Source organism: Bacillus sp. AFS053548 (assembly GCF_002575105.1).
In the GTDB taxonomy this organism is placed as follows: domain Bacteria; phylum Bacillota; class Bacilli; order Bacillales; family Bacillaceae_G; genus Gottfriedia.
This window is the reverse complement of record NZ_NUHI01000028.1, coordinates 48,033-72,899: the sequence shown is the minus strand read 5'-3', so window position 1 is coordinate 72,899 and position 24,867 is coordinate 48,033. Positions and strand designations below refer to the sequence as shown.

Below are 24,867 nucleotides of genomic sequence, written 5' to 3'. Positions count from 1 at the left end.
GTCGCCAACTTACTCCGCCGCCGTGCTTCACACTTCTTGCATTAGGGTCTATCTTTTCGTCTACGGGTCTCTCGATTTACCGCATCTCCTTCAGACATTACCTCACGATAATGCCCTAGATTAGACTTCTCGAGCTAGGTCAGTCTCCTCGAGGATGGATTTTCACCATCTGGAATTCATTATTTTATCCTTCATTCAGTCGTTACACCGAAGTGTCGTCTCTGTCTAGAAAAGAAAATGAAGGGTGCTGACTAGGTCAGCACCCTATGCGACTGCCCGTCGCACAAAAAGCTGCCGAAGCAACTTAAGTGATCCTATTTAATTAATCAATTTATTTTCTTTTTATCCATGCTGTATACAATGACCTTAACTTTTTCATCCCCAAGTATAGACAAAATATCCTCTGATTTTAGGTACTCATTGATTTCTTTATCAATTTTCATTCCTAGTTCTTTTGCTGTTAAATCAGAACTTTGAATGGAAGTACTGATCATAATAATTAATGGCTTACTTTTATACCCCACTCCTGTAACCTTGTACTCTTTTTTTGACAGTAGCCCTTCAGCAATAGCAGGAATAATCTGACTTCCTTTATCAGTTGCTCTAACTTCTACCGTTACTCTCGTTACTTTAATTTTATATCCAGGATAATGATTTGATTCAGCAATTTCCTTCGCTACCTGTTCAACATCCCGTTTCACTTCGTTATAATACTTTTTTGACCCTTCCATATTAATAAAGATTGTATCTTCCGTCGGGTCAGCTTGAACCATGTTAAATGGATAATTTAAGTTGGTTAATTTTTTCGTAATCTCACTTTCAAGTACTGTTTTTTCTTTCTTTTCCGCTACGTTCAATTCATAGTCTTTCCGTTCTTGATATTTGGTAATGTTTACGGAATAGGAATTGTAACCCTTTGATTGAAGAATTTTATCTACAGTCTTTTTAATCCCGTCTTTTACCTCATTATAATATGACTCTGATTCATCTACCCATATATGGATTGTTTTCGGTAAATATGTGATACAGAAAATACCTATTTTATATCCTCTCTTTTTCAGCTCTTCCCAAATCATTTGTTCTAAAGGTTTAGACTTAAAAATAAGGCTAAGATACGGTATTTTTGAAATTACTTCTGCCATCCCTTGTAATCCAGTTAAGTTACCTTTGTTCAAAGTAGAATAATAATAGGTATTCAACCTTTACTAGTGTGTTTAGTAAAGAAAAATAAAAAACTGGCACCAATTTTTTACCAGTTTTTTACAATAAAATATATCCAGATGAATAGAAAAAATAGAATTAAAATTGTTCAAAAAGAGTTTATTTATTAAAAACGATTATATAATTTTTTATAATCTTAACACTACTTCTCTGTGCTTTTTCCTTCTTAATTTTTTTATCAAGTCTAGAACTGTATCAATATTATTTTCTTGATCCTGGAACTCATCTAATAATGTATCATTCTCAGGAATTATTGAAGAGTGATACATTGTACCAATAAAATAATACTTATAATAATTGGATCTATCGAATTCTTCAACTTTAAGGTCACTCAGTTTATAAACTTGATCGTCAATCTCAAGATACCCTGAACTAAGGTGATGAGCCTCAACTAAAAACTCATTGTTTATCAATAATCCATAATAAGTCTCGTTCCCGTTTATATTGAAAGGTTCATTTTCTTCTGTTTCCATTATTATCAAGTCATTATAACAACTTTCTGTATACAACCATAAACCTTTTATTTTTAATTCCTTATTATCTAGCATAAGCTTTTTATTTCCCAAATATCTTAAACTACTAAAATTATTATCTCCTCTACCTGTATTAAACCAAAGTCTATGTTTAAAGTTCTTTTTATTAATATTTTCAACAAATCTTTTAATATATTTTTCATCATCAACATACTGTACCCCTATAGATACATTAGGACAAGTAGCTCTAATCGCATCATTTAATAAGTACATTTCATCAAATGGATCGACAGCTTTCCTTGAATCTTTGATTTCCTTAATATGCTCAAAAATTTCATCAACACTTTGATATCTATCTTTAGGGTCGTTATAAAGGCACTTATTCACTACTACTTCAATAATTTCAGCTTGTTCTGAATTAAAAATTTCTGTAACTCTTCTCCTATTTGTTCCTTTGTGAGTGCTTCCAAATACATACCATTGGCAAACTTGTCCAAGAGCATATATATCCATTGAAGGGGCAGGAATTACCCCCTTTTCTACCTGTTCAGGTGCAGAAAACTCATAATTAGCCAGCCTTTCACTTTTTTCAGTTTTTGCTTTCAATTGATACATATCAGAATTATAGCTTGCAATCCCAAAATCTGTTAAAACAAAGTCAATATTTTTTGTCACCAGAATATTTTCAGGCTTTATGTCCCTATGTATAATTCCGTTTTCGTGTATTTTTTTTAAAGTCACTAACAAAAAGTTAAATAATCTTGCAAATGTCTCTTCTTCAATATCCAATGAATCAGACCTTAATACTTTTAAGGATTTATCATATCTTTTCATAATAATTGCTGGAATACTAAGTTCTTCATTTAAGAGAATATCCTCAAAATTTATATAGTTTACTATATTGCGAAGATCCACCATTAAATTGACATTAAAATACTCAGCTTTAAAACGTTGAAGCTTTCTCATGTTATTTTCAACAAGAAACTTTATTGCCACCTCTTGGTTGTTTTGGATTCCATCGTATACTAGACCGTTTCCACCTTGTCCTATTTGCTTTAAATCCGAAACTTCTCCTAAAGACAAATTTATTGTTCAATTACTTTGTTTGATAAACTCACTAACACTTTTTGCTAGGTTTTTACTTCCATTTTCTTTAGACAATTGAGTCACCCCTGTATGAATTAACATATTCACTTATAATACAAAATTACTAATCCTATATCCTAGTACTTTTCAATGTTGAACTGAGCCAAATAAGTATGTGGATCTCCAAATTTAACAGCTTCAATTATATTAAGGATCCATTTTATTAACTTCGCTTCTATTAATAAGTCTGAATTGATATATTATTTCTCAGAGTAAATTGATTGCTTTAATAAATTGAGTACCCTTTAACGTCTACAATGAGAAATATAATAAGTATTTTTATGTTCTACATGAATTTCTGTTCAATGATAATAATTCCAATTATAAACAACTTCTCCAAATTTGTACTTAATTATTGTTAAGTCTCAACTCATCACCTATTTCTACATTTTTACCAATGAAAAAAAAGAGTCTGCATAAGCAGACTTCATATTATTCAACTAATGCATGCGTTAGTTACATAAGGTTTTTATTATATTAGTCTTTTGAATTTTGCTATAAGCTCCCGAAGACCGAAACGATACCATCACTTTAACAATATATAACTTTAGTTTTTGCGATTATGTCATGCAGTGTCTTTTTATCATCATTAAAAATAAATAATGAATCTATTAAACCTACAACACTCATTATTTGGCTAAAGACTGGAATATTTATTCCTGCCAATAAAGTTAAGATTGAACGTAATGTCATTGTCTTAATCGTAACAACTTCTTCAGTATCTTTTATCACTTTAATGCCTAACAACTTCTTAGCAATTGTTTGCCCACTCCAAATATAAGTTGGTATGATAATTTCAAATACAATTATTGGCACTAATGTAATAAGAATGTAAATTATCGAATATACAATATGTTTGTCAAACATTTCACGCATACTTATTTCTAAGAATTTAGCATGCGTTAAACTTAAAATAAAAAACGTTAAAAATGCTAATCCTCCACTAATAATTCCATCAATCAAGGACGCAAAGAACCTTCTTTTTCTACTAGAGAGTACGTATTCCATTAACTAACTCCTTTTCCAAAGCTTTAATAAGTTGTCACTAACGCTTGCTTTAAAAGCATATACGTTGATTTTATCCCTTTGTTAATTGCAGTTAATTATACATTGTATATCCACCATTGTAACTTGGGGGAATTCTGCCTTTTCCACATGATTTTATCAGTAATCCTTATGCAACTAAACTGCCATTTAGCTTAATAAAAAAATCGGCTAAAAAGCCGATTATGTTGTTCAACTAAAGCATTGCGTTAGTTGAATAAGGATTTAAATTGAAGAATTGCGCTCCAAGTCAAAAATATTGATTTGTTTCTCTTCGAATAAAGTTTCTAATGCTTCTACTCCATATTCCTCTGCATAATTTTTTTCTTCTTCTGAAATAGGAGCAATCATTAACCAAGTAACTTTCTTTTTCTTAATCATGATAAGCTTGTTACGACTATTTACTAGGAAATATCTTTTTTAATGATATTTCATTTACTTTTTTATTTTTTATCTACTAAGAAAAATAAACCATCTAGATCACAACAAAAGAATACCTTAGATAACAAATGCTATCATAGGTATTCTAATTCAATCGTAAACGGTGCATTCCTACGTATCGGATTATTTGGCGATAGATTTATCAACTCTGAATCTAGCAAACGACTATAATATATTTTACGTATAAATCGTTTTAAGTGCGTATTGATCTCCATAGAATCTGCATTACCATTTTCAATATCATCCAACACAGTTAAAACATTAGTAAGCTTTTCTGTTACTGTTGCAGTATTGGTATTTGCTAGCCTAACAGTCAATTCTTCACGTTCTGCATTTAGTGATTCAATCGTATCGGTTATCGATTCCTTCTTATTCGCTATTTCATTAACGGTAAATACTCCATTTATGGCTAATTCAATTAATTTGTTAAATTGTTTTGTTTGTACTTCTATTTTCCCGTTTATATGGATTAACTGTTCTTCTAAATTGGCAGTTAAATTAGTTGTATCATTATTAAGTAGGCGTTCAATTTCTAGCTCTATTTCACCTCTTAATTTACTTACTTCCTCCATTACCAACTCTTCAACGTAAATAGCATTTATACCCATATTGGGGCATTTTGTACCATCCTCCATTAAGTACTCGCACCCTTTAATGTAATAACTTTCATTTCGATTGTTTTTACAAATCACTAGCTTTCTACCGCAGTTATGGCAATAACATAAATCTTTTAAAATAGTTACCCCTGTTACAGAGCTAGGTCGTTCTCTTATAATCTTTGCTGTTTCTGCTCTAGCATCTCGAATACCGTTAGCCTTTTCCCAATCCGCTTCGCTAACAATTGGGGGGTGTGCATTTTCTACTTCTATCGTATTAACGTTTACATATACATATTTACCATTCTGTTTAACTCGTTTACGATCATTAAACACTACCATTCCCTTATAAGCTGGATTACGAATGATACGTCTAATACTTGGTAAGTTAAATGCTTTACCTGTTGCACTTTTATATCCTTCCGCATTAAGGATATCTCGTATACGATAACTACCTAATCCTTCATTTTGCAGCTTAAATATGTAGCGAATAATATCTGCACTTCTCTCATCTATTTCTAACCTTTTAGTATCCTTATTTCGTTTATATCCATATGGTACAGTACCACTAACGTGCATACCTTGTTTAACCATTGATAACTTATTATTTTTACTACGAGCACCTATTAGGGAGTGTTCTTGTGACGCAATTAAACTTCCAAAGCGGTACATTAATACGTCAGATTGGCTATTCGCTAAATCGTAAATTCGTTCTCTTGTAATAATAGGCTTATTATAATCTACACATGTCTGCAACACCTTTTCACTAATAAGCCCATTACGGCTTATACGGCTTAATTCAACTACCAATATTCCGTCGTATTGCTCTATCTCGTTTAACATGCGTTGTAGTTGCGGACGTTCACTTAACTCTGATTTACCTCCGCTTAGTACTTCTTGATACAGATCGTATGCCCATCCACATTCTTTAGCATATTCGATTAACATAGTTCGATGATTAAGTAATGTGTCTGCATTTTCGCCCTTCTTTTCTTGAGATATTCGTAAGTAAATAGCAACATTATATATATCAGTGGCTATGTTATTTTTTTCAACGATTTTCATAAGTAATCCTCCCCCTAATTATTAATATTGTATAAAAGGATAAAACCGTACAAAATTTAGTATAAAATTAATAATACAATGAAATTTAAAGTACTGCATTATAAAAATGCAGTAGGTACTGCATAACCAGAAGTATGACCACGTAACCCCTCAATGATCTCCAAGCCTTTTGCAACTGGTGCTCTAAAATGACCAATTCCTTCTGATAAATCACACTGATAAATATAATATGGTCTGACTCTTATTTTTACTAAGTCATGCATTAACTTTTTCATAATCGGTACGCTGTCATTAATCCCTGTTAAAATAACTGATTGGTTCCCAACTGGAACGCCAGCATTTGCAAGCATTTCACATGCTTTTTTTGCTTCTTCGGTTACTTCAATACTCGTATTGAAATGTGTGTTTAACCATACTGGATGGTATTTTTTTAATATTTCACATAAGTTTTCAGTAATTCTTTGCGGAAATACTACGGGTGCTCTCGTGCCAATTCTAATAATTTCCACATGATCAATAGCTCTTAAATTTTTTAAAATATATTCCAAAATATTGTCATTAATTAATAAACCGTCCCCACCTGAAATCAGTACGTCTCTTACTTCTTCATTTTCACGAATATAGGCGATTGCTTCATCTAATTGTTTTTTCGGTACTCCCATACCAATTTGACCTGAAAATCGACGTCTTGTACAGTAGCGACAATACATTGAACATTGATTTGTAACTAAAAAAAGCACTCGATCTGGATATCGATGGGTTAATCCGGGAACTGGACTATCATCATCCTCTCCTAGTGGATCTTCCGAATCATATTTTGTTTTATTTAATTCTTTACTAATTGGTACAGATTGCATTCTAATGGGGCAGCGTGGATCGGTTGGATTCATTAGAGAAGCATAGTAAGGAGTAATATTTAATGGAATTGTTTTAGTTGATATTCTTACCCCTTCTTCTTCATCTTCCGTTAAATCAATCACTTGTTTCAAGTCATCCAATGTTCTGACTGTATTTGTTAATTGCCATAGCCAATCGTTCCATTGTTCATCCGTAACATCTTTCCATAGAGGAATATCTTTCCAATGTCTTTGAGGTTTATATAGCTGATTTTTCATTTATGGTCCTCCTTGTTTAATAGGACAATTTAAATTTACTAAATTAAGTAAAATTTTCTAGTTATATACCTACTTCTTTATATGCACTAAATAAAAAGTTGGTGAAAAGAGTAAAACTTAAAAAAACAGTATGAATTCTGTGTAAAATGAAATAAACCGACTAACTAATCGTTAGTCGGTATCTGTGGCTGACGCTCAATAGTTTTTTAGCAGGTTACAAAAGACGCACCGATGATAATTAATAAAATAAACAATACAACGATTAACGCAAATCCTCCGCCGCATCCCCAGCCACAACCGTAGCCTCCGCCGTAGTAAGGTGAATATCCCTTCATAAAGATTGCCTCCTTCACTTAACTTTTAGAAATCACAATAAAGTATATGTAAGGTCTACAATCCTTGTTACATAGGCATTTGACCATATTTCATTCAAAATTAAATCGATTTTTTGATCTAAACAGGGTCTTATAGAACTAAACTTACGGGTCTATGAATGAATAATCAATTTTTCGAAAAATCAACTTTAAGAAAAAAAGTCTTGAGAAAAATTCTCCCAAGACTCTAAAACTTAATAAATAAATGATAATATATATGTCCAAATACAAACAAATGCTAGTAATCCAAAACTATATTTTAAAGTCATCTTTGTTAATTTTGATTCATTACCTGTATCACCTACTGCAGCTGTTGCGATTGCGATTGACTGAGGTGAAACTAGTTTTGCTATTACCCCACCTGCAGTATTTGCTGATACTAATAACGAAGGATTTGTACCTAAAATATTACCAGCTGAAACTTGAATTGGAGCAAATAAAGTATTGTTATTTACGACAGAACCAGTCATAAATACCCCTATCCATCCCAAAATTGGAGATAAGAATGGAAATGCATCTCCAGTGTGTGCAACTGCTTGACTTAATGCACTTGTTAATCCTCCATATGTCATTAATTTTGCAATACTAATAATTGCACAAATCATTATGATTGGTATCCAAAATTCAGAGATTGTTTTTTTAAGTAGAGCAAACCCCTTCCCTACATTTATTGATTTAGAGGAGAAAATAGTGACTAATCCTGCTAATAATATTGCAGTACCTGTTGCTCCGATTAGATCAATGCTAATGTTTATAGTAGAACCTGGAACAACAAATTTTATTACAGTAGAAGCTAATGCTCCTCCAACAGCGAATAAACCTTTAAATGATTTTAAGCTCCAAATTAATACGAAAATTGTTAGTAAATAAAATGGTGACCATGCTTTAATCACATCAGCCATTGAATAAGATTCAATTTTAAACTCTTTCCCATTAAGTAAGAAAATATTTTTAGGTTGCCATTTTTTAAGAAATAATGCTAAAACACCCATTGTTAATAATGAAGGAATAATATCTGCTAACTCTGGACCTAAAAAGATTGTCATAATTGCTTGAGAAACTGTATAAGTAATTGACGTTACTAAAATTGCAGGTAAAATTTCTTTAATCCCTTTAAATCCATCGATTAACCAAATTAATAGAAATGGAATCGTAAAATTAATAATCGGTAATGTTAGTACAGTCATGATTGAAACTTTCATTGAAGTTACACCATGTAATCCAAATGTATCAATAATTCCCACTGGTATTCCAATTGCTCCAAACGCACCAGATGCACCATTTGCAATTAAACAAAGCATAGCTGCTTGTAATGGTTTAAAACCGACAGAAACTAATAATACCGCACAAATAGCAATAGGTACTCCAAAACCTGCTGCCCCTTCAAGAAATGCGTTAAAACAAAATCCAATCAATAAAAACTGGATCCGTTGATCACTCGATATACCGACTATACTGCTACGTAAAATATCGAACTTCCCAGATTCAACTGTTATTTTGTATAACCACACAGCCATTACAATGATATAACCTATCGGCCATAATCCTTGAATGGTTCCTTGAGTAACACTTCCAATTGATTCGCCAATTGGTAATTTAAAGATAGTTAGTACGATCATAAACGTAATTCCAAGGTTTAATAACGCTGCATAAATACCTTTCATTTTTAATACTGTTAAGCATAAAAGAAATAAAAGAATCGGTATAGACGCAACTAGTGCTGAAATTGCAAGATTATTAAATGGATTAAAACTATCTACTAACATTTGGTTTACTCCCTTGTTTAGGTTCTTAGATTTAACCTTCTAAAATCTAGCATCCAACCTAATTATTTTGTTAAATAACTTCACAAACATTGTTATTTTTAATATTGCCCTATAAAATAATTAATATTATTTCAAACATGCTATAAACTTGTGAATTATTTCACAAATAGTTATAAAAAAATAAATCATTTTGCTAATTTCTTCGTTTTCACTTGTGAAACATTTAACAAAGACTATTTTATACTAAAAATTATTTCATAACAATCCACTATTATTTCCACTTATGGAAAAATACGGTATCTCTTTTTTCCTTTTTTGTTATGTATTTTCAAAATATTAGAGGGGAAATATAAACTAAAATACATAAATAGACCAACTAACATATAGAAGGAGTAATAGATTCATGTCAAAGTTCTTGCGAATATGCCTTCTTTCTTTTCTTGTTTTCTTTCTTACCAGTTGTCAAATTAAACCATCAGATCATGGCCAAAGCCAATCAAATCCACTTAGTGAGCAAAAAATGAGTTTTAAAAATAAACTTTTAAAAAACTCATTATTTTTCCTTGTTATAGGAGTTGATTCAAGGGGCGAAAAAAACTCACGTTCAGATAGTATTGCAGTAGTTCAATATAATGTTGAAGACAGAACTTTAAAAGTTGCCTCAATATTAAGGGATTCATATGTTAAAATTAAAGGATATAAGTATGGTTACGGAAAAATTAATCAGGCCTATTATTTAGGTGGAGAAAAACTATTAAAAGAAACAATTTATAATAATCTCGGTATTCCAATTGACCATACGGTTATAATCGATTTTAAAGGTTTTGTTGGGATTGTAGATACACTTGTTCCAGAAGGTATAACAGTTAATGTCAGTCAATCAATAATTAATGATATGAACTTAAAAATGAAACCTGGAAAAAATAAACTACACGGTGAACAGCTCTTAAAATACGTACGTTTTAGACATGATCATGATAATGATTTTGGAAGAGTTCAACGGCAGCAAGAAGTATTGTTAAAAGTCGTTAGTGCCGTTAAAGAAAAGTTAAATACTTTTGGTGGAATCGCTAGAGTACCCCTTTTACTGGACGAAACAACAAAATATGTTTCAACTGACTTAAAATTAGATGAAATTCTTTCGCTTGCTTCCATTGCATTTTCACAACCAATTGAAAAAATTGATCGCTTAAGTATTCCTGTAGATGCTGGCTTTACAAACGAAACTGTTGAACATTCAGGAGCAGTACTAAAATTAAATTTTTCTAAGAACAGACAAACAATCAAGCAATTTTTTAAAGCTCCTGCCCCAGTAATAAATAGTAAAAATAGTAATGGTAATAAAAAAACGAAAAATAAATGATATATTGAACTTCACAAAAAAGAGAAGGTTGTATCCTTCTCTTTTTTCAGATAAAAGGGTCTATAGGGAATACAAAATTTAGTGGAATATTATTGATGTTAAAATGCATTTTTTTCGGAAATTAAAATAATAAGAGCAAATTTTAGTTTTATTGTTTTAATGATTAGTTTATAAGTTGATGTTCAAACTCATTTGACTTACAAACTGATTAATATTCTGTTATGTTACACTAAGTAAAGGCTATTTGATTAGGTTTTTATCGTAAACTTTTTTTGATTAATTAGTTGATTGGAATGGAGGGATGCTCGACTCCTATGGGATATGCTGGAAGCCTAAAGACCCCGCAGGCTTGCNNCTCGCCCCATGGAAAGCGAGAATCCTGCAATGGAAATCAACATCACTCTACTCCTTTTACGAAAACTTGATCATTAATTGAGAAGATTACTTAGTAAATTATTGATTAAAAGAAATCACTTTATATGTATCAGATGAGTATTCCAAGATTGTGATACTAGCGTTTTTTATTTCTAGTTCAATATTAAATTCCTCTGAAAATTTTTTTACAATATTGCGAATCGTATTTCCATGAGTGACAATTAATACATTCTCATCGTTTTTATTATTTTCGATAATTAGTTCATTTAGCCCTTTTTCAATTCGATCCCATAACTCGGAGTAACTCTCGGCATGATGGTATGGATCAGATTCTTTTATAAAATTTGTAATATCTTCTAGGGATCGATTTCTTAATAGTTCTCTAAAGGAAGTATAACCGTGATCGTTTGCAACCTTACCTAGGGCAACTGCTGAGAATTCTCCTTCAAAACTACCAAAAAAGGACTCTCGAAAGGCTTTTGTTTTTCTAATTACAGGAATTTCGTAACTGTTCTGCTGTAAAATTAGTTCTGCCGTTTCGACAGTTCTACCAGAATCGCTAGTATATACACGGTCAAACTGGATATCTGATAATCTATTTCCACATTCAATGGCTACTAATTTTCCTTCTTCTGTTAATGGACTGTCGGCCCATCCTTGCATTCTTTTATAACGATTTAAATAAGTTTCACCATGCCTAATTAAATATAAATGAATTCTATTTTTCATCTAATCACCCACAATGTGAATTTTAAAATCTAGTTAAAACACGATAAATATTGATCCTTAATTGCCAAAACCTTACCTAAATAAATCCCACTAGCCGCTGCTTGGGATAAGGAGTGGGTAACTCCAGAGCAATCTCCAATTACAAATAATCCCTCTAAACTCGTTTGAAAGTTTGAATTGGTTTCTATAATCGGTGAATAAAACTTTCCATCCATTCCGTAAAGAAGTGTATCCTCATCAATTGTCTCTCCAATAAATTCTTCCAATTGATTCAAAAATCCTTGTAAAATATTCAAATATAAATTAGGAACTTCATTTTTAAGGTCACCGCAATCGGCATCTAATGTTGCCTTTATACTGTTTTTTTCCATTTTCACATTAGTTGTAGACTCACCGTTTAGTAAATCACCTAATCGTTGAACAACAATACGATCTAAACCATTATTTATTTTCCCTATAATATTATTAGCGTAAAGATTTGCTTCTTTCAGTGATGGAAAATATTTAGGTGTGAACAAAGTAAAATTTAAATAAGTAGTTCCTGATTCTTTTTCCTTAAAATTTTGTCCGTCAGGCATAACTAATCCTTCTTGAAACTTTCGAATGATTCTACCTTTTGGATTCATACAATATGTAGTTGAAATCAATTCATCATATTCAAAAGAGAGTTTCGTTTCGAATGTATCTTGTAAAATTGAACGAAGCTGTTGTTCTTTCATTTCGACTCTGATCCCTAAATCTAAACGAGTTCTACCTTGTTTAACTCCAAGTGAAGTACACTGATCATTTAACCATTCTGTTCCGGATCTGCCAGTTGCAAATACTACATTTTTAGATTCGAATTTTTCTAAGTTAGTATCCAAAAAAAATAGATTATTCTCCTTTTTAATATCTAGAATATCAACTTCAAAGCGAATATCAATCCTACTAGATAATTCGTTATATAGTCGTTCGAATATTTCTGTTGAAAGACGTGTACCGAGATGTCTAACTTCAGTCGTTAACATATGTAACTTGCAATCCTCGGCTTTTTTAGTCAATTTTTCATTTACAGTTGAATATTTTTGTACAGAACCTCCTCCAAAAAGACATAATAGATCGTCAACCTCTTTCATTAATTGTTCAAGATTTTCTCTGCCTACCTTTTGAGCTAATTCTCCCCCAAATTCACATGAATAGTTAAATTTCCCTTCTGATTTACCAAGTCCTGCAAAGCCATAATATTTACCACAAACATCGCAATTGCATATTCCGCCTTTGTCTATAGCACAGGCCCTTTCCTCTAAAGTCTTTCCTTTTTCCAAAATTAATACTTTTTGATTTGATTGTAATAATGTATATGCTAAAAAAATGCTACTTACACCTGAACCGATAATTGTAATATCATACATCTTTTTCACCTTCTTGATTTTTTCACTTATTCTAATTGTACATTAGTTACGATACTTAAGTATTATTTGACAGAAATTATCTGTAAAAAAACACGCCCTATTTAGCGTGTTCAAGAATTTTTATTCTTATCCTTATCTTTAAACTCTAAAATGGCGATCACAAACATACCAAAGCTAATCATTAGTGATAAAACTTCGAAAGTAATTATACTAACCGCCTCCTTACTTTTAAGCCTTCCCGGAACCAAGTTTGTCCTATACATTAAACTATCGTTTATTTTTTAAATTTTGAAACACTCTTCAAAATTGGGGAAATAATAACAGAAATAATGGAATTGTGCATTCAAAAAATTACATCGGTTTCATAATGGCCAATCTCAATTGTACTAAGAATGACCAAAAGCAACATTCATCCGAATATATGAAGATTATTCTTTGTTACTGGTAACCTAATTTTTCCCATAATTATTTTAGGTCTATTTTTTGTTAAAAATTGGAACAATATCACCGACAGGAGGAATACAAATGGATCATTTCGAAGCATTTTTGAATAGTAAGAATTGGATTGATAATGATTTAGATGCAAGATATATAAACATAAACCACCCTTATGCAATTTTAATTTCTGGAGAAGAAGGACAAATTACTTTAAGAGGAAACACTGGTATTGATAACGTGCAAAACGGAGAAGAAATTTTCTCCTTTACATCATTAAAAGAGCTTCAGGAGTGGTTTGAAGAAAATATTGGGGAATGAATTAGTTGTATTTATTAAATAATCCTACTCATGCCAAAATCTAAAATTATTGGCTGAGTTTTTTTATTTTATTGCATTGTAAATCCCTTAAATAAATTCAATTAATCTAATTGATTGTAAAAATTTAATTTTCATGAAATTAAAAAAGCAATATTCATAAAGGATATTGAAGTATTTACAACGAATAAATTTCATTGGAGGTGTTTGATATGAGCAATAAAAATAATGAATTGAATTGTAATAAGGAAGATTTGTTTCTAGAGGTAATCAACGAAATGAAAGGAATACAAATTCATTTATTAGAAGAAATCACTCGGCTAAACAGCGAAGTTAATTTTCTGATATCAGTTGTTCTACCAAATATAGATCGAGATAATTTAAATAATGATCAATTGGCCATGTTCGGAGAGATCGTCTTGAATAAAAGAAGTTAAATACAATATTAAGTATTACGTAAAAATTCTATCAAAAGTAAAATTAACTCTCTGAAGCAATCAAATCAAATTAAAATATGTTTCGCAAATTACTTCTCTTTTACCTCTTATAACTTTTACCACTTAAGATTGATTGTTAGATTGATGAACCTGAATCCATAGGTGTAAGAACATTTAAAGTAATGAAAATTATTTGAATGACAACTTATTTCTGTATTTAATTAAAATTTCAAAGCAATTACCGTTTTACTCTTTAATCTTTTTTGGAAAAAACTTTACCGTTATTCAATTGACACCAGTCCAGATCTGTTGTGTCACTGTATTTTGAGTTAAATTCATCTAAAGAAAGGAAAACTTCAATATTACCTTTTTCAAGCTCTAAAAGAAGCGTATATGGAGTTAAACCGTAAACATTAGAAACCGCAATTAATTCACCTATATGTATTTTTTCTGAAAAATCAATTTTATCTTCCATTTAAATCTCTCCTTAACCTTTAGAATTGATCGTCATAAATACTTTTATATACTGCCCTTAATACAAATATATCTTCAAATTCTTCAATATAAAATTTCGTAGATTTTAATTAAATTAATCATACAAGTATAATCTTGATTACAAATTGACAAATGAATTCAAAATAGTAAAATGACTCAAGTATTTTTCTTGAGTCATTTTATTGTTGGCTTAACTTACTGAAATAATTGTATTAATCATATTATTTTTTATTTGTTTATGTTTTTTATTATTCTTATTCCTAAAAAAACTCAATTTGTGATTTATATCACAAATTTATATCTATCTATTTGGTATTCTTTTTTTAGAAAAACAAAACAACAAAAATCTTATGGAGGTATTAAAATGAATCAACCATTTAATGAGTTCTCTAAAATTAGTGAGATTGTAACTGAATTCCCAAAGGCAAGTGATCTATTTAAAACTTATCGAATTGATTTTTGCTGTGGTGGAAATAGACCTTTAATCGAAGCGATTGAAGAAAAAAAACTTTCAAAAGATGAAATTCTATCAAAACTAAATACCTTATATCACGAAAAAAAATTATCAAACGAAGTATTAATTGATTTTAAAGAAGCTTCTAGTAGTGATTTAATCGAACATATCGTGACCAATCATCATCGTTTTTTAAATGAGGAATTACCTCTATTAAGTCCATATGTAACAAAAGTAATGCGTGTTCACGGAGAAACGCAACCTCATTTAGTAAGATTACACAAGTTGTTCTTTGATTTAAAAACTGAATTAGAGGCACATACTTGGAAGGAAGAAACAACGGATTTTAAATTGATTTTAGAATATGAACAAAACCCAACTGATGAAAATTACATGAAATTAAATAATGTCGTTGGCGAATTAGAAAATGAGCACAGTTCTGCTGGAGATATTTTAAAAGAATTACGTGAAATTACAAATGACTATACTCCACCAAAAGAAGCTTGTGGTACTTACCGCCTTGTTTATCAAAGACTTGAAGCTTTAGAGGCTGACACATTCCAACATATCCATTTAGAAAATAATATATTGCTTAAACGAGCAATTGTTAAGAATTAATTCTAGTTTATAAAAATATAAAGGAGCATGACAAGTCATGCTCCTTCTTTAGTTAAGTTCCGCTTGCAATTCTTCCATTTTTATTATAAAAAAACCTTCTGAATCAACTTTAACTAATTCCTTTTTTCTTAATTGATTTATAGTACGATTTACTGTCTCTCTGGATGAACCAATCATATTAGCAAGTTCGCGATTCGTAAAATGAGTTGTTATTTTATAGTGATTTTCATCTAAAGATACCCCATTCGATTTACATAATCGTAGTAATAACATGACGACTTGATCATATGTATTATGTAGTGTTTGTTCAACTAATCTAGCTTGTAGATCAATTATTTTTCTCCAAGAAACTTTAACAACTTAATACAAAGTACAGGATATTTAATCAGAATTTGCTCAAAGTCAGCGATTGGTGTGATAATTAACTCTGCTGTTTTAAGCACTTCAGCATGTGCTGGGAAGGTTCCTTTTCGAAATAAACCAACATGTGGAAACATCTCACCTGTTCGTGGTACCGAAACAATTTGTTCTCTACCCGACTGATCAGTTATATGTATTTTTATTTTTCCAGAGTGTATAAAAAACACGCGATCAAGTTTGTCTCCTTGCAAAAAGACAAATGATTTTGCTTTATATAATCTCATATGTGAAATATCAACTATCGATTGAAGCTCTTCATCCGAAAGATCTTTAAAAAGTGGTACTCTTTTAAAATGATTAAAAATCACATCTGACATTCAATATACTCCTCTATAAAAAATTCCTTCTACTTCGTTAAATACAAGTATTTACCTATCTACTTTATATAATTAACAAAAAAAGACCCCTTTATAGGAGTCTACATTTTATTATATTTATTCACCAGGAAAAACCGGAATAAATTTAAATTCATTTACATTAAATAAACCTTTAGTAGTTAGTTTTATACTCGGAATAACAGGTAGCGCTAGAAATGATAATGTTAAGAACGCGTTAAATGTATTGATTGGTCTAATTTGAAGTAATGATTTTTCAATTTGGTGTAAACCTGCTTCTACTTCTTCAGCAGATTTATTACTCATTAAACCGCCAATCGGTAATGATAATTTGGCAATTACTTTTCCAGATGATACGACTACAATTCCACCGTTCATTTCTTCAATTGTTTTAATTGCAAGATACATATCATAATCATTCATACCGGCAACGATTAGTTGGTGTGAATCATGAGCAATGGTTGTAGCGATTGCTCCCTCAATTAAATTTAAACCTTTAACAATACCTAGACCAATCTCTTTTTCAGAATGATAGCGATCTATTACTGCTATTTTACATAAGTTTTCGACGACACTTGGAATAAAATGAGTATATTCACTTGATAATTTTTCAATTAAATGGTTTGTTACGATACTATTCGGATTAATTTCAATTATATTTGCAAGCGTTTTTGAGTCTGTTTTTAATTCAAGATCTTCAATCTTTAGATCCCCTAAGCTTACTTTTGAATTAATTAAATTAGACTCTTCATTTTTAATTAGTTTACTAATTTGTTTGTTTTTAACGATAAACTCATTTTTACACCATACGTCCGCAACTTCTACTGATTCTAAATCGTTTAAAAATATTAAGCTTGCTTCATATCCAGGAGCAATTGCACCTTTTTGTTTTAAACCATAGCATGTTGCTGGATTTAATGTTGCCATCGAATAGGCAGTCACTGGGTCAATTCCATATTCGATTGCTGTTCGAATACAAAAATCAATCGAACCTTCTTTCATGATATCGTCTAAATGTTTATCATCTGTGCAATACATAATTCGCTGTTCATTTCGATCATTTACTGCAGGTAATAAATCACTTAGATTTCTTGCAGCGGACCCTTCTCTAAATGCAACATATAGCCCTGCTCTCAGTCTTTCCATTACTTCCTGGACATTTGTACATTCATGATCAGTTGAAATACCTGCATACGAGTATGTGTTTATTTCATTTTTAGTTAACCCAGCTAAATGACCATCAATTGGCTTTTGATAAGCGTGAGCTAATTTTAATTTATCGATCATTTGTTTTTCCATCGACATAACTGCAGGATAATCCATTACTTCAGCTAAGCCAAGTACTTTCGGATGTGTCATAAAAGGCTCTAAATGCTCTGCATAAAGTATGGCTCCCCCACGCTCTAATGAGGTTGCAGGTACACAGGATGGTAACATAACTCTAACATCTAACGGAATATTTTCTGAAGCGTCTAACATCATCTTAATTCCATCCACTCCAGAAACATTTGCGATTTCATGTGGATCACAAATAACAGTTGTTACTCCATGTGGTAGTACAGTTCTCGCATATTCACTAGGTAAAACCATTGATGATTCAATATGAACGTGGGAATCAATAAAGCCAGGTGATATATATTTCCCTTCAGCATCTATTACTACATTAGCCTCATAATCACCTATTCCAACTATTATTCCATTTGTAATTGCGATTGAATCTTCTATTATTTCTTTCGTAAAAACATTTATTATTTTCCCATTTATTATTAAAAAATCAGCCTTTTCAGCTTTTGTTGACGTTTTCATTTCATGTAGATTCATGTTTGTTTCCTCCTAAATATATAGGAGAGAATATGCTATGTCATATCTCTCGTAGTCAAACTATATCGGCAGCTTGGTAGAAACTTTTGGACCGGTTATTTCCAAAATTATACGAGCGTATTAAGAATTACTTTATTTTTTAGGGCTCAGACGAAAAAACAAGTTTTAGGAAGTTGTCTTTATACTGACTCAATTAATTTAAAGTGAATAAACTTAATTAGCTACTATTTAATTGTAAAAAACTATATTGATAGTATTCTATTAAATTTTGACTCTAAAAAGCAATAACTATTTTAAGGGTTATAAATATAAAATAATTCATAATATTCTCGTTAATGAATACTATTTTAAATGGGATCGTAGGATGGTAATCATAGGAGGTATGTAGTTTGAACAAAGTCGTACAAAAAAATCGAAGAAACCCTAATATTTTTAATCATTTTTCATCCTATTCAAAAAAAGAGGACAATTTGTTGCAAGTTAATTTTAATCGATTTGATTCGTTCCAAAGGCTAATAAAAAATGATGCACCAATAAGTATTAAACAGGACAAAATAATAAAGCAAAATTTAGCTTTTATAAGACTCGTTAACGTTTTACCTAAAAAAATAAGCTTAGACATTTATATTAATCGCACAAAATTTATTTCGAATTTAACTTTTAAAGAATCAACTCACTATTTAGCTTTACCTTCCGGGGTACACTTTGTCGAAATTTTTAAAGCTAATGATCAATCAAAACCAATTCATTCAGAACAAATATCTTTACTTGCTGAACAAAATTATACGATAGCTATTGGTTATAACTTAGACCAAATTTCTCTGTTTTCATATATGGATAATCATACCTTGCCTAAAGGCGAAGCTAAAATCCGTTTTATAAATTTATCCCCTAATTCACCAAATCTAGATTTCGCAGTAAAGGCTGGTGAAGGCGATGTTGTTTTCCCAAATGTCCCATACCGAAAAGCCTCAGAATATCTGCCTATATCGCCTATGACAGTTAATTTGGAAATACGATTAACGGGTACGAAAATGATCATATTTCCTCTCTATAAATCAAAGTTTAAAGAAAATATAGTATATGATTTAATTTCAGTAGGGTGTGTTGAAGAGAGCCCCAAATTTGACGTTATTACATTGTTTTAGACTGTTCACTTAATACTTATCTCTTATACAAAATAAAAAACTCGGACTAATCAATCCGAGTTTTTTTATGCCTCTTTCGGTAACGTTATGTAAAATGCAGTCCATTCATCATCAGAAAAACATTTAATATTGCCATCATGTTTTTCAATGATTTGTTTACATACAAATAAGCCAATTCCGGTACCATGATTTTTTGTCGTAACAAATGGTTCAAAAATTGTCCGTATGCTTTCTTCACTAATTTTAGGTCCATTATTTCTTATTTGAATTTCAATCATATCCTCTAAGTCTGAAACTTGATAATGAATCGTTTTTTGACCATCGTTTTCAGCCAAGGCATCGATTGAATTCATTAATATATTAAGTAAAACTTGACGTAGTTCATTTCTGAAACCTGGTATGTATATATTTTGTGAATTTCCTTCTTGTAAAATGACATTCGAATTTACAATACTTGGATATAAGAATTCTGTGATTTCTTTAAATAAATCATTAATTAAAAAAGATTCTACTATCTGATCATGATCTTTTTTCGAGACATGAAGAAATTGATCAATTCTAAAATTTAATTGATGCAATTCATGATCTATGATGTCTAAATACTTTAATTGTGGATGATCACCTTTAAGTAATTTTACAAATCCAATTATTGAAGTTAGTGGATTTCTAAATTCATGAACGAAACTTGCAGACATTTGTCCTAGGATTGTAAGTCTCTCTTTGTGAGTCTCGTCAATGAACTGTTTTTTCTCTTCTATATCTTGTGTAATGAGATATGAATAATGTTTTACTGTAAAATAAATAAACTGATCAAAAACGTAGTTAATTTTATTAATGAGTGGCTGAAGTAGACTAATACTTTCTTCAAATTCAGACAAATGTTTAAATAGTTCACTTCTAGCTATATTTGAGTTATACACAAAATCTCCGATGTTAGCACTTGCTCTAGCTCGTTCAAGGGCGATTTTATGTGCCAAATCTCTGACTTGATCCTCATTTATTTTGCCCATAATAAATAATAACGTAATGTCAATCAATTTAGTTCCATTAATGATAATCTCGGATTTAAATGGATCATTATCGCTAATTACCGCTTTAGCGACCCAATTCTTTACTAATGTAGGCATACTTTCCTGTATGAAAGTGCTATACCTACTCTCTATTGACATATCAATAAGGAACACCTCCAATAAAAAATCTATTAATTAAATAGTAACAAATTTTTAAATATTCGTTAAGTAAAAAAATAAAAATTTGTCGAATTTATTACGACAAAGTAATATTTTTTACAATATTCTGATTAAATCGTAAATTAAATTGATGAATATTTCTTTCATTTCATTCAGCAACTGAACTTTTACGATTGTCACTGTCCTAGTTATTATAAAACTAAAAGTACGCAAAAATGTCAATAATATGGTGTGTAGAATAGAATAAAGTTAGATACAATTAAATTAATAAACTGAAGGTAGGTATTTCAATGGCTGGAAATAAAGTTGAAGATTATTTAATTAAAGGTATCTATGGTGAAAAGCAAATAAAAATTGAAGAACGAAATATTTTTTTAGGAACAATTCGCGAAAGAATTGAAATTGCTTTAACTACAAGTCAAGTGATGGCAAATTCAATTTATCCAATCGTTGAAAAATCAATCAATATGAAGAATGTTACTTTATTATTAAACGGTACACTTCCCTATAATACAATTTCAAAATATCTTTTAATGGCAAAGAAAAAAAATATTCCCTTTTCACTAGTCAATAATTTACCCGTCCCTACTCCGATCGGGCTTGTCGTTACGCATAATGACGCAATTGATAAAAATGAAATATTTATTAAAGATGAGCTTTATAAATCAACTAATTTCTAATTAATTCGGTATATGAAATTTCTTATAATGTGGATAAAAGCGCAGCTCAATTGTTTTTACAATTTAAGTTGCGCTTTCTTCTTCAAGTTCAGGTTTTTTAATCGATTCCCGTGTTAATTCAATTGATTTTATATAATGTCCGTCTAACTTAAGGACTTTAAATGTACAGTTTTCATATTTAATCGAATCTCCTTCTTGCACATCAAAATTTTCAGTTAAAATCCATCCACCAATTGTATCAACATCTGTATCATCAATGTCTAAGCTAAAAACATCATTAATTTCACTAATTAAAACTTTACCTGCAATGATGAATTTATTTTCGTTTACTTTACTTATATCCTCTTTCTCATCAACATCAAACTCGTCTCGAATTTCCCCTACAATTTCTTCTAAAATATCTTCAACTGTTACTAAGCCAGATGTACCTCCGTATTCATCAACTAATATCGACATATGTATATGTTCTCTTTGCATTTTAACAAGTAAATCATGAACTGATATTGATTCAATAACTTGAATGATTGGTCTAATATATTGTTCAAGTGTTTTCACCTCTGCTTCCCCTTTATGAAGAACAAAATCAGTAAAAACATCTTTAAAATTTATTAAACCAACGACATGGTCCTTATCACCATCTACAACAGGAAAACGCGTATATTTTTCAGTGCTCATAAAGTGAATATTCTCATGAAAAGCTTCACGTAAGTCAATTGCAACCATTTCCGTTCGAGGAACCATAATTTCTTTTGCTACTCGCATATTGAAATCAAATATATTGTTCACATACTTAAATTCAGATTGATTTATTTCGCCACTTTTATAGCTTTCAGAAAGTAGAATTCTTAATTCCTCCTCTGAATGAGCAACTTCATGTTCTGAAGCAGGAGGAAGTCCAAATATTTTTAAGACCATCCTCGCTGAATTATTAAACAACCAAATGAACGGATAGGTAATTTTGTAAAAAAGAATCAAAGCTGGAGAAAACTTTAATGTAATTTGCTCAGCCTTTTGAATAGCGATTGTTTTAGGTGCTAATTCACCAACTACAACATGAATAAATGTAATAATTCCAAAAGCAAGTAAAAAAGAGATCGTGCCGCTTACTGCAGTAGGTAAATGCAAATCGTCAAGCAATGGATGCAATAATTCATCTACGGCTGGTTCACCTAACCAACCTAAACCTAAACTCGTAACAGTTATACCAAGTTGACAAGCTGAAAGATATTCATCGAGATGTGTTATTACTCGTTTTACCGCTCTTGCTTTTTTATTTCCCTCGCCAATTAACTGATCAATTCTAGAACTTCTAATTTTAACGATTGCAAATTCTGATGCAACAAAAAAGGCAGTAAATGCAATTAATACAACAACTAATAATAACTTAGTACCAATTCCAAACAATTGAGTCATCCCTCCAATTGGAAGTGAAGGCCATCTTCATAATTAATATTTTTAAATTAGGCTTATCTTAGTATATTCAGATAAATAATTTGTTATCAAAATTTTTTTTTTAGGCATTCTCAAATCAGGATCGAAATGATTTTAGAAAAGGTTCTGCATTTTCTGTTTTAACACTCAAAGATGCCTTCTCTATTATTACCATTCTTTACCTTATTTCTGTTTTCCTTCTCAGAACAGTGTCTTGCATTATATGCTATTTATCTACTTTATATTCTAAAATCGGTAGAATATTTTATTAAAAACACCGTAAAAAACCGTATTTCGATAAAAATCAATACAAAAGTAATTAAGTTTACATTTTCAGCCATTTTGAAGGTTTAGAACCTATTTAATCGATGGATTTTAAGAACTTTTGCCGAGTCAACACTAGTTTTGTCAACCTCAAAGGAATGTGCAGTTTTATAAAGAATTTTTAATATATAAATTATTTGGAGGAGGAATAGCGTATGTATACAACTTCTCAAGTGGCAGAACAACTGCAATTAACAAATAAAAAAGTATTATTTTTTTTAAAAAAAGGTAATTTAAAAGTAGAGAAAACTCATAATGGATATTTGTTTACAGACGAACAAATCGAACAAATTAAAGAAATTTATGAAGATTCGATGCAAACGATCGAACCAAAACAAAATGACACTTATCATATTGATATTATAAAAGAATTAACACAAAAATTAATAAAACTTGAAGAAAAAGTTGAAACAAAAGCAAATGAAGTCGTTTCAGTACAAATTTTGGAACATCGATGTGAAATTGAAGATTTAAAGAAAGTAGTTGTTACCCTTGAAAATCAAGTAGAACAATTAAATGAACAAGTGGCCTTATTAAAAGCGGATTTAGAGGATCAGAAAAAGATTATTACATTTAAACCGAAAAAACGATTTGCAATTTTATCGATATTCGGAGTATAAAAAATCTAGAGAAATGTTAAAGGTTAATGAATTGAACTTTAGAACAAAGCCAAGTGCGGTAATAATGAATGCAAAGGTTTGGCGTGCATTTAAAAACGTAGAAGAATTTTCTTCTACGTTTTTTTTACATACTAAACTGAATGTTGGTCAAAAATAAATTTGTATGAAAGGAGGAATTTCCATGCAAAAAAATGCGCGACAATATACTCAGGATGCAACTACTGAACTTAAACACGCAATTGAATGTCTTCAATCTGCATTAGAAACCGTTGAAAAACCCCAAAACCATGAAAGAATCGAACAAGCGCTTCAAGCTTGTCAAACAGCTTATAATCAAACGAATCAGGCAGCAGGTATTCTTGAACAAGAATAGTTTGCAAATTGAAAAACTCAGGTTAATCCCTGAGTTTTTCGCAATTACTTATCATAATACATTAATATTTCTTTAAATTCATTTGAATATTTTAATAACTTAATAGCATGCTTAATATCCAATAAAAATGGTACAGCAATAATATCATCACTTATTTCAAAGTATTCATCAATCGGTAAAATTTTAAATCCTGCACTTCTAGCAAACATATATAGTCTTTTATTTATAGTACCAATATACCAATCAGCGTTAGTATGATTGGCATGATCATAACACGCTAGTAATATTTGTTTAAAAAATCCTTTTCCTCTATTTTCTCTAGTAATTAATAATTTACCAATTTCATAGATTTCTTCATTTTGAATATATTTAATATATTTGTTTTCGGAAAAATTATAATAATATTTATTTTTATCCTCATTTTCAATATTATATTTACTAAACTCGAGGGTACCAATTAAATTTTTATCCGAATTACAAATTCCATAACGAGTAACTTCATTACTTCTTACTAAGAAAGGTATTTCGTTTTCTTCACAAAAATCTCCCCAAAGCTCGTTAAATAAATTATTCTCTTCTTTTGTATGAATAACACGAAACACTCTCACTCACCCCTAAAATTCCAATATAAATATTCTTATCTTACGTCTATAAAACAACGTTTATACC

Annotated in this window: 23 protein-coding genes, 2 pseudogenes and 1 riboswitch; of the genes and pseudogenes, 8 read left to right on the top strand and 17 right to left on the bottom strand. The window is 30.5% G+C overall.

The annotated features are described in order from the left end of the window. Positions 1-326: 326 nt before the first annotated feature. The 8 genes and pseudogenes from CN946_RS16390 to CN946_RS16355 form a co-directional block, all read right to left on the bottom strand. Complete coding sequence (locus CN946_RS16390; RefSeq protein WP_176547350.1) at positions 327-1,142, bottom strand: DUF4030 domain-containing protein; 816 nt, start codon at positions 1,140-1,142, stop codon at positions 327-329. Positions 1,143-1,349: 207 nt separating this feature from the next. After that, complete coding sequence (locus CN946_RS16385) at positions 1,350-2,777, bottom strand: protein kinase domain-containing protein (protein WP_176547349.1); 1,428 nt, start codon at positions 2,775-2,777, stop codon at positions 1,350-1,352. A gap of 594 nt (positions 2,778-3,371) precedes the next feature. After that, positions 3,372-3,848 (bottom strand): RDD family protein, encoded by a 477-nt coding sequence (locus tag CN946_RS16380; RefSeq protein ID WP_098862125.1) that lies wholly within the window; start codon positions 3,846-3,848, stop codon positions 3,372-3,374. A gap of 261 nt (positions 3,849-4,109) precedes the next feature. After that, positions 4,110-4,265, bottom strand: a complete 156-nt coding sequence (locus CN946_RS16375; RefSeq protein ID WP_098862124.1) for a suppressor of fused domain protein — start codon at positions 4,263-4,265, stop codon at positions 4,110-4,112. 134 nt (positions 4,266-4,399) lie between these two features. Beyond that, the gene (locus CN946_RS16370; RefSeq protein WP_098862123.1) at positions 4,400-5,986 is read right to left on the bottom strand and encodes a recombinase family protein; all 1,587 of its coding nucleotides are present in this window, start codon (positions 5,984-5,986) and stop codon (positions 4,400-4,402) included. 110 nt (positions 5,987-6,096) lie between these two features. Then, a pseudogene (gene kamA / locus CN946_RS16365) lies at positions 6,097-7,101 on the bottom strand (lysine 2,3-aminomutase); the annotation flags it as partial. Between the two features lie 206 nt (positions 7,102-7,307). Next, positions 7,308-7,436, bottom strand: a complete 129-nt coding sequence (locus tag CN946_RS16360; RefSeq protein ID WP_088010572.1) for a YjcZ family sporulation protein — start codon at positions 7,434-7,436, stop codon at positions 7,308-7,310. Between the two features lie 233 nt (positions 7,437-7,669). Beyond that, a complete protein-coding gene (locus tag CN946_RS16355; RefSeq protein ID WP_098862122.1) occupies positions 7,670-9,241 on the bottom strand; it encodes an L-lactate permease in 1,572 nt (523 codons plus the stop codon). A gap of 403 nt (positions 9,242-9,644) precedes the next feature. Here CN946_RS16355 and CN946_RS16350 point away from each other — a divergent pair, with 403 nt between their 5' ends. Then, positions 9,645-10,604 (top strand): LCP family protein, encoded by a 960-nt coding sequence (locus tag CN946_RS16350; protein WP_098862121.1) that lies wholly within the window; start codon positions 9,645-9,647, stop codon positions 10,602-10,604. Between the two features lie 453 nt (positions 10,605-11,057). On the opposite strand, the gene CN946_RS16345 is transcribed toward CN946_RS16350, so the two are convergent. From CN946_RS16345 to CN946_RS24045, 3 genes are all read right to left on the bottom strand, one after another. Then, complete coding sequence (locus CN946_RS16345) at positions 11,058-11,708, bottom strand: histidine phosphatase family protein (RefSeq protein WP_098862120.1); 651 nt, start codon at positions 11,706-11,708, stop codon at positions 11,058-11,060. A 29-nt stretch (positions 11,709-11,737) separates the two neighbouring features. Beyond that, entirely contained in the window at positions 11,738-13,099 is a 1,362-nt protein-coding gene (locus CN946_RS16340; protein ID WP_098862119.1) for an NAD(P)/FAD-dependent oxidoreductase, read from the bottom strand. 110 nt (positions 13,100-13,209) lie between these two features. Beyond that, complete coding sequence (locus CN946_RS24045) at positions 13,210-13,362, bottom strand: putative holin-like toxin (RefSeq protein WP_353616018.1); 153 nt, start codon at positions 13,360-13,362, stop codon at positions 13,210-13,212. A gap of 262 nt (positions 13,363-13,624) precedes the next feature. Between CN946_RS24045 and CN946_RS16335 the strand changes: the two genes are divergently transcribed. Beyond that, positions 13,625-13,855, top strand: coding sequence for a hypothetical protein (locus tag CN946_RS16335; RefSeq protein ID WP_098862118.1), 231 nt, complete (start codon positions 13,625-13,627; stop codon positions 13,853-13,855). A 209-nt stretch (positions 13,856-14,064) separates the two neighbouring features. Then, positions 14,065-14,289: a hypothetical protein gene (locus CN946_RS16330; protein WP_098862117.1), complete on the top strand. Its 225-nt coding sequence runs from the start codon at positions 14,065-14,067 to the stop codon at positions 14,287-14,289. A 253-nt stretch (positions 14,290-14,542) separates the two neighbouring features. On the opposite strand, the gene CN946_RS16325 is transcribed toward CN946_RS16330, so the two are convergent. Continuing rightward, the gene (locus tag CN946_RS16325) at positions 14,543-14,764 is read right to left on the bottom strand and encodes a hypothetical protein (protein ID WP_098428942.1); all 222 of its coding nucleotides are present in this window, start codon (positions 14,762-14,764) and stop codon (positions 14,543-14,545) included. Between the two features lie 384 nt (positions 14,765-15,148). Between CN946_RS16325 and ric the strand changes: the two genes are divergently transcribed. Next, positions 15,149-15,856: an iron-sulfur cluster repair di-iron protein gene (gene ric, locus CN946_RS16320; protein WP_098862116.1), complete on the top strand. Its 708-nt coding sequence runs from the start codon at positions 15,149-15,151 to the stop codon at positions 15,854-15,856. 48 nt (positions 15,857-15,904) lie between these two features. Here ric and CN946_RS16315 read toward each other — a convergent pair. Then, positions 15,905-16,593, bottom strand: a pseudogene (locus CN946_RS16315) (Crp/Fnr family transcriptional regulator). A 117-nt stretch (positions 16,594-16,710) separates the two neighbouring features. Next, on the bottom strand, positions 16,711-18,432 hold the full coding sequence (gene ade / locus CN946_RS16310) for an adenine deaminase (protein WP_098862115.1): 1,722 nt from the start codon (positions 18,430-18,432) through the stop codon (positions 16,711-16,713). 32 nt (positions 18,433-18,464) lie between these two features. Then, positions 18,465-18,567, bottom strand: a riboswitch (purine riboswitch). 338 nt (positions 18,568-18,905) lie between these two features. Here ade and CN946_RS16305 point away from each other — a divergent pair. Further along, on the top strand, positions 18,906-19,580 hold the full coding sequence (locus CN946_RS16305; protein WP_176547348.1) for a DUF4397 domain-containing protein: 675 nt from the start codon (positions 18,906-18,908) through the stop codon (positions 19,578-19,580). Positions 19,581-19,645: 65 nt separating this feature from the next. On the opposite strand, the gene CN946_RS16300 is transcribed toward CN946_RS16305, so the two are convergent. Further along, on the bottom strand, positions 19,646-20,749 hold the full coding sequence (locus CN946_RS16300; RefSeq protein WP_098862113.1) for a sensor histidine kinase: 1,104 nt from the start codon (positions 20,747-20,749) through the stop codon (positions 19,646-19,648). Between the two features lie 311 nt (positions 20,750-21,060). Between CN946_RS16300 and CN946_RS16295 the strand changes: the two genes are divergently transcribed. After that, positions 21,061-21,450 carry a YueI family protein gene (locus tag CN946_RS16295; protein WP_098428946.1) on the top strand — a complete coding sequence of 130 codons (390 nt, stop codon included), beginning with the start codon at positions 21,061-21,063 and terminating at the stop codon, positions 21,448-21,450. A 63-nt stretch (positions 21,451-21,513) separates the two neighbouring features. Here CN946_RS16295 and CN946_RS16290 read toward each other — a convergent pair whose 3' ends face one another. Continuing rightward, positions 21,514-22,854 (bottom strand): hemolysin family protein, encoded by a 1,341-nt coding sequence (locus CN946_RS16290; RefSeq protein WP_286133954.1) that lies wholly within the window; start codon positions 22,852-22,854, stop codon positions 21,514-21,516. 506 nt (positions 22,855-23,360) lie between these two features. Between CN946_RS16290 and CN946_RS16285 the strand changes: the two genes are divergently transcribed. Further along, positions 23,361-23,825 (top strand): MerR family transcriptional regulator, encoded by a 465-nt coding sequence (locus tag CN946_RS16285; protein ID WP_098862111.1) that lies wholly within the window; start codon positions 23,361-23,363, stop codon positions 23,823-23,825. Between the two features lie 181 nt (positions 23,826-24,006). Further along, on the top strand, positions 24,007-24,198 hold the full coding sequence (locus tag CN946_RS16280) for a hypothetical protein (protein WP_056466342.1): 192 nt from the start codon (positions 24,007-24,009) through the stop codon (positions 24,196-24,198). Between the two features lie 44 nt (positions 24,199-24,242). Here CN946_RS16280 and CN946_RS16275 read toward each other — a convergent pair whose 3' ends face one another. Next, positions 24,243-24,800, bottom strand: coding sequence for a hypothetical protein (locus tag CN946_RS16275; RefSeq protein WP_098862110.1), 558 nt, complete (start codon positions 24,798-24,800; stop codon positions 24,243-24,245). Between the last annotated feature and the right edge of the window lie 67 nt (positions 24,801-24,867).

Bases quoted from the DNA above. Each gene is read 5' to 3' on its own strand.
- CN946_RS16390 (WP_176547350.1), bottom strand. From the start codon at position 1,142: ATGGCAGAAGTAATTTCAAAAATACCGTATCTTAGCCTTATTTTTAAG.
- CN946_RS16380 (WP_098862125.1), bottom strand. From the start codon at position 3,848: ATGGAATACGTACTCTCTAGTAGAAAAAGAAGGTTCTTTGCGTCCTTG.
- CN946_RS16375 (WP_098862124.1), bottom strand. From the start codon at position 4,265: ATGATTAAGAAAAAGAAAGTTACTTGGTTAATGATTGCTCCTATTTCA.
- CN946_RS16370 (WP_098862123.1), bottom strand. From the start codon at position 5,986: ATGAAAATCGTTGAAAAAAATAACATAGCCACTGATATATATAATGTT.
- CN946_RS16360 (WP_088010572.1), bottom strand. From the start codon at position 7,436: ATGAAGGGATATTCACCTTACTACGGCGGAGGCTACGGTTGTGGCTGG.
- CN946_RS16355 (WP_098862122.1), bottom strand. From the start codon at position 9,241: ATGTTAGTAGATAGTTTTAATCCATTTAATAATCTTGCAATTTCAGCA.
- CN946_RS16350 (WP_098862121.1), top strand. From the start codon at position 9,645: ATGTCAAAGTTCTTGCGAATATGCCTTCTTTCTTTTCTTGTTTTCTTT.
- CN946_RS16345 (WP_098862120.1), bottom strand. From the start codon at position 11,708: ATGAAAAATAGAATTCATTTATATTTAATTAGGCATGGTGAAACTTAT.
- CN946_RS16340 (WP_098862119.1), bottom strand. From the start codon at position 13,099: ATGTATGATATTACAATTATCGGTTCAGGTGTAAGTAGCATTTTTTTA.
- CN946_RS24045 (WP_353616018.1), bottom strand. From the start codon at position 13,362: ATGTATAGGACAAACTTGGTTCCGGGAAGGCTTAAAAGTAAGGAGGCG.
- CN946_RS16335 (WP_098862118.1), top strand. From the start codon at position 13,625: ATGGATCATTTCGAAGCATTTTTGAATAGTAAGAATTGGATTGATAAT.
- CN946_RS16330 (WP_098862117.1), top strand. From the start codon at position 14,065: ATGAGCAATAAAAATAATGAATTGAATTGTAATAAGGAAGATTTGTTT.
- CN946_RS16325 (WP_098428942.1), bottom strand. From the start codon at position 14,764: ATGGAAGATAAAATTGATTTTTCAGAAAAAATACATATAGGTGAATTA.
- ric (WP_098862116.1), top strand. From the start codon at position 15,149: ATGAATCAACCATTTAATGAGTTCTCTAAAATTAGTGAGATTGTAACT.
- ade (WP_098862115.1), bottom strand. From the start codon at position 18,432: ATGAATCTACATGAAATGAAAACGTCAACAAAAGCTGAAAAGGCTGAT.
- CN946_RS16300 (WP_098862113.1), bottom strand. From the start codon at position 20,749: ATGTCAATAGAGAGTAGGTATAGCACTTTCATACAGGAAAGTATGCCT.
- CN946_RS16295 (WP_098428946.1), top strand. From the start codon at position 21,061: ATGGCTGGAAATAAAGTTGAAGATTATTTAATTAAAGGTATCTATGGT.
- CN946_RS16285 (WP_098862111.1), top strand. From the start codon at position 23,361: ATGTATACAACTTCTCAAGTGGCAGAACAACTGCAATTAACAAATAAA.
- CN946_RS16280 (WP_056466342.1), top strand. From the start codon at position 24,007: ATGCAAAAAAATGCGCGACAATATACTCAGGATGCAACTACTGAACTT.